General features: G+C 52.0%; 8 protein-coding genes. All 8 read right to left on the reverse strand.

Features of this window, described 5'->3' with window-relative positions:
• Positions 1–9 precede the first annotated feature (9 nt).
• The 8 genes from C0K55_RS20265 to xthA all read right to left on the reverse strand — a co-directional run bounded on the left by C0K55_RS20265 (position 10) and on the right by xthA (position 6,982).
• Positions 10–663, reverse strand: a complete 654-nt coding sequence (locus C0K55_RS20265) for an ATP-binding cassette domain-containing protein (protein WP_105266206.1) — start codon at positions 661–663, stop codon at positions 10–12.
• Positions 663–2,198, reverse strand: a complete 1,536-nt coding sequence (locus C0K55_RS20270; RefSeq protein WP_105266205.1) for an ABC transporter permease subunit — start codon at positions 2,196–2,198, stop codon at positions 663–665. The genes C0K55_RS20265 and C0K55_RS20270 overlap by 1 nt, the downstream gene beginning before the upstream one ends.
• Positions 2,171–3,337, reverse strand: coding sequence for an ABC transporter substrate-binding protein (locus C0K55_RS20275; RefSeq protein ID WP_105224310.1), 1,167 nt, complete (start codon positions 3,335–3,337; stop codon positions 2,171–2,173). The genes C0K55_RS20270 and C0K55_RS20275 overlap by 28 nt, the downstream gene beginning before the upstream one ends.
• Positions 3,338–3,346: 9 nt before the next feature.
• A complete protein-coding gene (locus C0K55_RS20280) occupies positions 3,347–3,895 on the reverse strand; it encodes a carboxymuconolactone decarboxylase family protein (protein ID WP_000524099.1) in 549 nt (182 codons plus the stop codon).
• Positions 3,895–4,602: a TVP38/TMEM64 family protein gene (locus tag C0K55_RS20285; protein ID WP_105266204.1), complete on the reverse strand. Its 708-nt coding sequence runs from the start codon at positions 4,600–4,602 to the stop codon at positions 3,895–3,897. The genes C0K55_RS20280 and C0K55_RS20285 overlap by 1 nt, the downstream gene beginning before the upstream one ends.
• 14 nt (positions 4,603–4,616) lie before the next feature.
• Positions 4,617–5,294 (reverse strand): lipoprotein YdjY, encoded by a 678-nt coding sequence (gene ydjY / locus C0K55_RS20290; protein ID WP_016248649.1) that lies wholly within the window; start codon positions 5,292–5,294, stop codon positions 4,617–4,619.
• A gap of 4 nt (positions 5,295–5,298) precedes the next feature.
• Positions 5,299–6,009: a TVP38/TMEM64 family protein gene (locus tag C0K55_RS20295; RefSeq protein ID WP_016242631.1), complete on the reverse strand. Its 711-nt coding sequence runs from the start codon at positions 6,007–6,009 to the stop codon at positions 5,299–5,301.
• A gap of 166 nt (positions 6,010–6,175) precedes the next feature.
• Positions 6,176–6,982, reverse strand: coding sequence for an exodeoxyribonuclease III (xthA, locus tag C0K55_RS20300; protein WP_000673938.1), 807 nt, complete (start codon positions 6,980–6,982; stop codon positions 6,176–6,178).
• Positions 6,983–7,393: the final 411 nt, after the last annotated feature.

The raw sequence follows: 7,393 nt of genomic DNA on the forward strand, positions 1-7,393 counted from the left end.
AACTTTGCGTTATCGCAGTTTGTTGTAATTTTCTGACCACTGAGCCATATCCAGAACGGGACTATCGGCAGGAACATCCTGAAAATCGTGGGTGACTTGAACGACGGGGATCGCCAGTTCGCGGACTTCATTGAATACCCACTGACGAAAATTATCGCGCAGAGCTACGTCAAGACGGCTGAACGGTTCATCAAGCAATAATGCCTTTGGCTGGGCGAGAAGGGCGCGCAGCAGAGCCACCCGCGCACGTTGGCCACCAGACAGCGTGGCCGGGTCCTGACGGAAAGTTCCGCCAAGTCCCGCACGCTCAAGCGCATCATCCACTGCATTGCGTCTTGCGTCACCTTTGAGCGTTGACGGTAGTGCCAGTAGTAAATTTTGTCCAACGCTGAACTGATCAAACAACAGCGCATCCTGGAAAAGAATACCAATCTGACGCCGGGCGGTGGGCAGGGTGTCGAGGCGTTGCTCATTGAGCCATAGTTCACCGGTGCAAGAAAATTGTCCCGCCAGTGCGCCAATCATCCAGGAAAACAGCGTAGATTTTCCGCAGCCAGACGGACCCATTAACGTGACAACGTCACCTTTATTGACTGTGAAATTAACCTTTTCCAGTAAGCAGGTTTCAGGCAAACGTAGCGAAACATCTTTTACGCAGAGCATTAACGGAGTCCTTGTCTGGCAAAACCTACCCATTTTGCAAGCAGGGCGGTAAGGGCAAAAATAATAAGTGGTAATAGCAGTTGCCATAAAGCCTGAGCGGCGAGGATACCGTTGCTGCCGCCACTGCTTAACGCCACTGCTTCAGTCGTCAGCGTCGGGAAGCGCCCCGCACCCAGCCACAGCGTCGGCATATATTGCGCAATGCTGACTGAAAATCCGACAGCGAAGGCAATAAGCGCAGGACGCAGCATGAGCGGGCATTTCACGTAAAAGAATATTTTGCCTCGCGACCAACCCAGCGTTTGGGCAATCAGAATTAACCGTGAGTCAATACGCCGCCAGGCCGGTTGCAGGATAAACAACATCCACGGCATCACCCACAGCAGATGTCCCCACACCACCACAGCCCAGCAGCCATCCAGATGTAACCACAGCGCCAGCGTGTACTGGCCTGCCACCAGCGGCAGCGCTGGTAATAAAATGGGCAGCCATAACCACAACTGGCGACGCTTTGCTCCCCATTCCAGCCACAGCAGTAATAGGATCAAAGCGATGAATGTCGTTGCCAGTCCCATCGTCAGGCTATTGAATAGCGCCTCGTCATTGATCGTCGATTGATCTGCAAGGATCGCCAGCAGAACCTCACAGAGCACGCCAGTTAATGGTAATAATCTCGCCAGCGTACTACCGGGCAATAAAGGCGTGGCTGGTTTGCGAACGCCATCTTTGCGGGGAATTGTGCGCCGCCAGGTGCGCCATAAAAGATAGCCCAGCAAAACACAGGTGGCGAGTAACAGCATCAGCAGCAGGCTGGCAAGTGCGCCTTTTATCTGTTGATCGGTGTCGCCCTGGGTTAACCACTGCCAGCTAATTACCGCCAGCGTCGGTGGATTACCCGGCCCAAGGATAATTGCGATATCCACGACCGATAGCGACCAGGCCACAATTGCCAGCATCGCCATTGCCAGTGCGGGAGCGACTGAGGGTAACAGCAGCCAGTTCAGGCATTGCCAGCGGCTGTAGCCCAGTGAATCCAGCACGATGACTTGTTGCAACAGCCTTTTTTCACTCAATACTGCCGCCAAAATCCACAGCAGAAATGCGCTTTCTTTCACCGCCAGAGTAATGCCCAGACCGATACCCAATCTGTCTGTCGGCGGAGTGAGGAAAGGGAAAAACTGATAAACCAGGCCGCCTTCGGCAAACAGTAGCAGGACGCTGGTGGCAAAAGCGACGTGGGGGATGGCGAGCAGCCACGGCAGACGGGCGCACAAATGCAGCCATTTCGCGCCAGGCCACAGCGCCACAATCACCAGCAGGGCAATCAACAACGCACCTACCGCCGCGATAGTTGTCGACACCAGCGTTGCCAGTATTGCCTGTGATAACTGCGGATCGGCAAATAACGCCTGCCAGTGTGTCAACGACAAGGCAGGCGTTATCAGCGTGAGCGCTGCCGGGATCAGCGGTGCGTAAATCACCGCCATCACCACCCACAGCAATAAAATTAATGCGTACCGTAACGGCGTAGCCATTCTTGTTCCAGCACATTTACCCAACCAGCATGCGGTTCCGCCAGTACTGGCGGCAGATCCTGCGGCATTCTTGATTGTAATGTTTCGCGCTGCCCGGCAGGCAGTTTTTGTGGATCAAGAACAGAAGGATCGCCCCAGACCGCAGGATCCGCTTTACGCAGTTGCGCTTCGGGTGAGAGCAGGAAGTTGGCGACCACCTTCGCCGCAGCACTGGCACTGGCGTTGGCAGGAATGGTGACGAAATGCACGTTGCCAATCATTCCCTCGCTAAAGCCAAAGCTGTAACTGCTCGCTGGCAAATCGCCACTGGCTATTTTTTGCCGGGCATGAGCGGGGTTAAAGGTCAGCGACAGGCGCAATGTGCCGGATTTCAGCAGGGCATCCATTCGCGCGGGCGAAGGGGGGAAATCCTTTCCTTCGCGCCACAAATACGGATGCAGCGCATCGAGATACTGCCACAGCGGTGCAGTAATCTGGGCGAAAGTAGCATCGTTCGGCGCTTCTTTTAATGCAGCGGGATCTGGCGTCAGCATAATCAACAACTGTTCAAGAAATGCTGTGCCGGTAAAGTCTGGTGGGCGTGGATAGGTAACTGCGCCTGGATTGGCTTTGGCAAACTCCAGCAAGGCTTGCGGTGTTTTCGGTGGTTGTGGTGTCAGATCGCGGCGAGCGATAAACGTAAGTTGTGCGCCGCCCCAGGGGGATTCTGCCCCCTCGGTAGCGACAGAAAAATCTTCCCGTACAGGTAGTTGCGTGTCGACATAACGCCAGTTAGGTAATGTTTCCGCCCAGCCGGTTTGCAGCAAATTCGCCTCTTTTAACGTGCGGAAATTTTCACCATTTACCCACAAGAGATCTACCGAGCCGCCCGTTTTACGTCCGGCTGCGGCTTCGGTTTGAATGCGTTTTACTGCGTCAGCGGCATCAGCCAGGCGAACAATCTTCAGGTTTATATCGTAATGCGTTTTCATCTCACCGCTGACCCAGTCGAGATAGCGGTTAATCGCGGTGTCGCCGCCCCAGGCGTTAAACCAGACGGTTTGCCCTTTGGCGTCGTTCTTAGTTTCCTGCCAGTCACTGGCATGTGTTGCCAAAGAAAACAGCGATAACAGTCCCAGCAACCACCCACAATGGCGCATCATTTCTCCTTAAGAACGTTTTTCAGGAAGTCGGCACAGTCCCTGGGCGGGAATGGCCATAGCAGAATTAAAACGGGCCGACAGGTTTTGCAGGCCGATTAATGCCGTCAGTTCGGTGAGCGCCTGAGCGTCAAAATGGGCTGCCAGTCGGGTGCGCAGGGCATCATCTACCGTTGGCGGCGTAACGCTGGCGGCTTCGGCGTATTCCAGCGCCAGCCGCTCCTCATCGCTGAACAGCGGGCTTTGCCGCCAGTCGGCCACCGCCAGCAGTTTATCGGTGCTGCCGGTTCGTTCAGCGACTTTCATGCTGGTGATGTCTACGCAAAACTCACACAGGCACATTTGCGCAATGCGCGCGCTGACAAGCGATCGCACCACCGGATCGAGCGGGGAGCGTTTGCGCTCCAGCCAGCCGACAAACATCGACACCAGATAGAAGATAAATGGGATCCGCCCCCACCAGCGAATCGGACTTAGCACCTCACCGTAATGGCGACGATGTAGCCACGCCTGCGGACGTAAAATTAAAGGAATTTTGCTAAGCGGCGGTAAACCCATCAGACATTCCTCTTCTGGCGCTCAAACCATATTTTTTTCGCCATGAAAATCACCACAGTCAGGGCAAACAGGATAAACAGTCCGGTAACAAACCAGAATGTGCCGCCCGTTAACATGCTGCCCGCCCAGGAATAGACAATGGTTGCGGGTAGCTGACCAAGCCCGGTGGCGATAAAAAACGGACGAAAACGTATTGATGTCAGGCCGGCAGCATAGCTGATTGGATCAAAAGGGACAAAAGGCAATAACCGGCATACCAGGATGGTATGTTTGCCGTAGCGAGTGAAAAAGCCGTCCATGCTATCGAGCACGGTTTTACCGGTTAACTTTTCCACTACTTCGCGGCCCATCACTCTGGCGATAAAAAAGCACAGCGCCGCACCCGCCATCGAACTGGTCCACGACAGCAAGCCCCCCCAGAACGCGCCAAACAGCGACGCATTGGCAAAGGTGATCAAAAACGCAGGCAGCGGTGCGGCAATGGCCTGCAAAATCATCAACAAGAATGAGACAACTGCCGCCAGTGTGCCGTAAGACTGAATAAATCGTTCTATACCCTGTTGGTCCACAGCGGCAAACGCCGCAAGGCTGCGATTGATAAAGTCATGGACGCCAGGAACCAGCGCCCATGCGAGCAGCGTAGCGAACAACAGGATGATGATGGTTGTACGGTAGTACCAGATTTTACGCGAATGCATCTTCATCATCCTTTATCCATGTTTTATTCTGTGATTTTAAAGGTCACCGTTGCCAGCGTGCTATCTGCCGGGAGAACTGACGCATTGCCTTTGAATTTCACTTCGCCACGTTTTTCCACCGCACCATAAGTGTATGTCGCATTGCTGACAATACCGACCGGGCAGCTATCCAGGCACACCAGACAACCGGTTTTTTTCTCTTCTGCCGCCGCTAAATTGCCACCAAAGCGCATGTCCAGTTTCTTGCCATTACTATCAACAATCACTTCATCGAAGGAATACGCTTTTGCCGCCCCTTGCCAGTTCACCGAAATATCCAGTTTGCTGCCTGCAACATGGGTAGCTTCTTTGTTATCCATAGTCATATTTTCGCCCGGTGTGCCACCCGCCTGTTTCAGAGCGTCATAAAATGCTTTCGGGGTGGCATATCCCATAAACAGTGATTTATGCCCGTTGGAGCCGTCTTTAAACACAATGCCGTGACGGGTATCGTCGGTGAGGAAACGACCATTAATTTGCACCAGCATAGTTACCGTATGTGCCTGTGTATCGACGCGCAGTGGCTCACTGGCCGAAAGCCCATCGTATTCCACTTTGGCCTCGGTATTCTCTTTTTGATCACAGCCGCTAAGCCCTGCCGCTGCCAGTAAACACAGCGCAGCCAGTCCTTTTTTCCATGACACTGAATATTGTTGCAACATCGTTCTATCCTTCGTTTTTAGGGTGAGTAAGCGGTTGGCTGTCAGAAGCAGTCAGATCCACGTGTTTAAAGCGGGCGTAGCGTTTGGCGAGTTGGACGAGAATAAACAGCGTCAGTCCAGCCAGACAGAGGTTTAAAATAAAGTGCACGGTAATGCCTTCACGGGCGAGATCGCTGGCCATCACGGTATAAATAATAATCCCAGGCAGGGTAGTTAATGCCGAAATAAGGGTAAAAGGCCAGAAGGCTATAGCAGTTAATCCGTAAGCGTAATTTTGAATATTGTAAGGAAACAGCGGGATTAAGCGGGTCAGAATAAGAAAATCGATACCATTACGCGCAATACCTTTTTCAATAGCCTGAAAAGTATGGCTATGACCGACGTATTTCAGCAGCAAGTCACGCCCCAGCCAGCGCGCCAGCAGGAATGAGCACGACGAGGCCAGCGTAGCGGCAATTAACGAAAGTAGCGTTCCCAACAACGGGCCAAAGACTATTCCACCGGCGATCACCAGTACGCTACCGGGTAACAGAAAGAGGGTAGCGATAATGAATAACAGAATATAGAGGCTATAACCGAAAAATCCGCTCTGGCGAATGAGCGTTTGTAAGTGGGGTAAATCGGTGACCAGATCGAATAAACCGAAAGCGTGGATAGCGTAAATTATCAGTGCAAAAAGCAGACAGGCAAAAAGAAATTTACGCTCAGCGTTCATCGTAGAGTTTCCTATATCAAACTTGATAATAGAGAAGTGGTCAGACAACTAAAAACGCAGTGACGGTATAACAAAGGAAGGCAGGCAACAAATCATTACTGACAGTTTGTTGATTTTTCTCAAGGTTAATTCTCCTGACCTCGTGCGGGTCAGGAGAGCAGATAAATTAGCGGCGGAAGGTCGCCCACACAGGTGCGTGATCTGACGGTTTTTCCATACTGCGGATTTCATAGTCGATGCCGGTTTCTACGCAGCATTCCGCCAACGGCTGGCTGGCGAGCAGCAGGTCGATACGCAGACCACGGTTATCGTCAAAACCTTTTGAGCGGTAATCAAACCACGAAAAGCGATCTGCTGTTTCCGGATTAGCGTGACGGAAGGTATCTACCAGCCCCCAGCCGATCAGTCTGTCCATCCATTCGCGTTCTTCCGGCAGGAAGGAGCATTTACCGGTACGCAGCCAGCGTTTGCGGTTCTCTTCGCCAATGCCGATATCCAGGTCGGTGGGGCTGATGTTCATATCGCCCATAATCAGCACCGGATTATCGCGCTTAAGCTCAGTTTCCAGATAGTTTTGCAGGTTCTGGTAGAACTGCGCTTTTGCCGGGAATTTAATTGGATGGTCGCGGCTTTCGCCCTGTGGGAAGTAGCCGTTGATCACGGTGACATTGCCCAGCGGCGAGGGGATTTCTGCCATAATAATCCGCCGTTGAGCCTCTTCGCCGTCGCCCGGGAAGCCGCGACGCACAGCAATCGGCGTCTCTTTGGTCAGCAGCGCCACGCCATAATGGCCTTTCTGCCCGTGATAAAACACGTTGTAGCCGAGCTTTGCCACCTCTTCGAGCGGAAACATATCGTCATGAACTTTTGTCTCCTGCAGACCAATCACATCCGGTTGGTGCTTTTCGACGATGGCTTCAAGTTGGTGAGGTCTGGCGCGCAGACCGTTGATATTAAAAGAGACAAATTTCATAGTCGCTGCCGTTTATTCATATTAAGAGTGCGTGGATGGTAGCAGAAATTCGCTGTACTTACCGCCCGTTGTTAAGTGATTTGATCGATGGTTGTTAATGATGTCAACGATGACGCAAAAAATGCCCGCTTTTGGTGCGGTCTGCGTCAGAATGGCGCAGTAATTTCCAGTAAATTTCGTCAATGATCACAATTCCAGAATTATATTTTACTTCTGCATAACATTGCGTTTTTTATTCTTTTTATTCATCCGTATCGCAAACGTATTCACTTTATATGCACTTTAAGTGCATATCAGTTGGTTATAACTCGTTGATTTTCAGTTGGCCGCCGTCGCTTATGCAATTTTACCCCTGGCTGGCACGAACCCTGCAATCTACATTTACAGCGAAAACATTACTTATAATTAACA

This window comes from Escherichia sp. MOD1-EC6098 (assembly GCF_002965865.1).
Taxonomy (GTDB): Bacteria; Pseudomonadota; Gammaproteobacteria; order Enterobacterales; family Enterobacteriaceae; genus Escherichia; species Escherichia marmotae.

What these genes read in the sequence shown, in the direction of transcription:
- C0K55_RS20280 (WP_000524099.1), bottom strand. Translation starts at nt 3,895, where the DNA reads ATGGGTTTACCGCCGCTTAGCAAAATTCCTTTAATTTTACGTCCGCAG.
- C0K55_RS20270 (WP_105266205.1), bottom strand. Translation starts at nt 2,198, where the DNA reads ATGGCTACGCCGTTACGGTACGCATTAATTTTATTGCTGTGGGTGGTG.
- C0K55_RS20285 (WP_105266204.1), bottom strand. Translation starts at nt 4,602, where the DNA reads ATGATGAAGATGCATTCGCGTAAAATCTGGTACTACCGTACAACCATC.
- C0K55_RS20265 (WP_105266206.1), bottom strand. Translation starts at nt 663, where the DNA reads ATGCTCTGCGTAAAAGATGTTTCGCTACGTTTGCCTGAAACCTGCTTA.
- ydjY (WP_016248649.1), bottom strand. Translation starts at nt 5,294, where the DNA reads ATGTTGCAACAATATTCAGTGTCATGGAAAAAAGGACTGGCTGCGCTG.
- xthA (WP_000673938.1), bottom strand. Translation starts at nt 6,982, where the DNA reads ATGAAATTTGTCTCTTTTAATATCAACGGTCTGCGCGCCAGACCTCAC.
- C0K55_RS20275 (WP_105224310.1), bottom strand. Translation starts at nt 3,337, where the DNA reads ATGCGCCATTGTGGGTGGTTGCTGGGACTGTTATCGCTGTTTTCTTTG.
- C0K55_RS20295 (WP_016242631.1), bottom strand. Translation starts at nt 6,009, where the DNA reads ATGAACGCTGAGCGTAAATTTCTTTTTGCCTGTCTGCTTTTTGCACTG.